Source organism: Pseudomonas sp. GM74, assembly GCF_000282455.1.
GTDB lineage: Bacteria > Pseudomonadota > Gammaproteobacteria > Pseudomonadales > Pseudomonadaceae > Aquipseudomonas.
In genome coordinates this window covers 1-1875 of sequence record NZ_AKJG01000032.1, presented here as the reverse complement: position 1 = coordinate 1875, position 1875 = coordinate 1, and the positions used below count along the sequence as shown (strand labels likewise).

Sequence of the window (1875 nt, the reverse complement as noted above, 5' to 3'; positions counted from 1 at the left end):
GGCGATGAACACCGCCGCCAGGCCGATCATGCTGTGCATGAAGGCGACCAGTTCGGGCATCTTGGTCATTTCAACGCGTTTGGCCATGATCGAACCGGCGGTGCCGCCGATCAGCAGGCCGACGATCACGTAGACGATACCGACTTGGGCCCCGCCTTGTGCAAAAGAGAGCGCACCGAGTTTGTAGATCAAGCCGATAGTGGTCAGGATCGCCAGGCCCATGCCGAGCATGCCGAACAGGTTGCCGCGACGCGACGTGGTGGGGTGCGAGAGGCCCTTGAGCGCCTGGATGAAGCAGACCGAGGCGATCAAATACAGGGAAGTAACCAGGTTCATGCTCATGCTTGCTGCACCTCAGCCTTGGCTGCTGCGGCTTTGGCTGCCGGAGCTTTTGCCGGGGCCGCTTTTTTCTTGAACATTTCCAGCATGCGCCGGGTCACCAGGAAGCCACCAAACACGTTGACCGCGGCCAGGGCCACGGCCAGGGTGCCCATGGTCTTGCCCAGCGGGGTCACGGTGAGGGCGGCGGCGAGCATGGCGCCGACGATCACGATGGCCGAGATGGCGTTGGTCACGGCCATCAGTGGCGTGTGCAGTGCCGGTGTGACGTTCCAGACCACGTGGTAGCCGACATAGATAGCCAGCACGAAGATGATCAGGTTGTAGATACCGTGAGAGATCAGCATGTCTTCCATTGTTTTTATCCTCAGCCGTTCTTGCGCACGATCTGGCCATCGCGGCACATCAGGCACGCGGCGACGATATCGTCTTCAAGGTTGATCACCAGTTGTCCTTCTTTATCGAACAACAGTTTCATGAAGTCCAGCAGGTTGCGGGCGTACAGCGCCGAAGCGTCGGCCGCCACGGTGCTGGCCAGGTTGGTCGGGCCAACGATGGTCACGCCATTTTCGACGACCACCTGATCGGCCACGGTCAGCGGGCAGTTGCCGCCCTGGGCGGCTGCGAGGTCGATGACCACCGAACCGGGTTTCATCTGGGCCACGGTTTGCGCGCTCAACAACGTCGGTGCCTTGCGGCCGGGAATCAGCGCGGTGGTGATGACGATGTCTGCCTGCTTGGCGCGCTCGTGCACGGCAGCGGCCTGACGCTGCATCCAGCTGGCCGGCATCGGACGGGCGTAACCGCCGACACCGACGGCGCATTCACGCTCCTCATCGGTCTCGTAGGGCACGTCGACGAACTTGGCGCCGAGGGATTCGATCTGCTCTTTTACCGCAGGACGCACGTCAGACGCTTCGATCACCGCCCCCAGGCGCTTGGCGGTAGCGATGGCCTGCAAACCGGCCACACCGGCACCAAGAATCAGCACGCGGGCCGCTTTCACGGTGCCTGCGGCGGTCATCAGCATCGGCATGAAACGAGGGTAGTGGTGCGCGGCCAGCAACACGGCTTTATAGCCGGCGATGTTGGCTTGTGAGGACAGCACATCCAGGCTTTGGGCGCGGGAGGTGCGAGGCGCCGCCTCCAGGGCAAAGGCGGTAATGCCGCATTCGGCCAGCTTGGCGATGGTTTCGTTGCTGAACGGGTTGAGCATCCCCACCACAACGGTGCCGCTTTTAATCAGCGTCAGCTCGCTGTCGCTGGGGGCGACCACCTTCAAAATCAGCTCGGCGCCAAACGCGTCATTGGCGCTGCCAATGGTTGCGCCTGCCGCTTCATAGGCACTGTCGACAACGCTGGCATTGACGCCGGCGCCGCTTTGTACAGTGACCTTATGACCCTGGCTGATCAGCTTCTTGATGGTTTCCGGGGTTGCAGCAACCCGTGTTTCACCGGTCTGGGTTTCGAGAGGAACACCAATGTGCACGTCAAATCTCCTGCGTGATCTTATTGAGTAAACCCATGCACTACGGA

Annotated in this window: 3 protein-coding genes; all 3 read right to left on the bottom strand. The window is 61.4% G+C overall.

Annotated features, from left to right (window positions below; all coding sequences use genetic code 11):
* A partial coding sequence (locus PMI34_RS22455) for an NAD(P)(+) transhydrogenase (Re/Si-specific) subunit beta (RefSeq protein WP_008047190.1) occupies nt 1–342 on the bottom strand: 342 nt, incomplete at its 3' end.
* Nucleotides 339–695, bottom strand: coding sequence for an NAD(P) transhydrogenase subunit alpha (locus PMI34_RS22460; protein ID WP_008047189.1), 357 nt, complete (start codon nt 693–695; stop codon nt 339–341). The genes PMI34_RS22460 and PMI34_RS22455, both read right to left, overlap by 4 nt.
* A gap of 11 nt (nt 696–706) precedes the next feature.
* Nucleotides 707–1828, bottom strand: coding sequence for a Re/Si-specific NAD(P)(+) transhydrogenase subunit alpha (locus tag PMI34_RS22465; protein ID WP_008047188.1), 1122 nt, complete (start codon nt 1826–1828; stop codon nt 707–709).
* Nucleotides 1829–1875 lie beyond the last annotated feature (47 nt).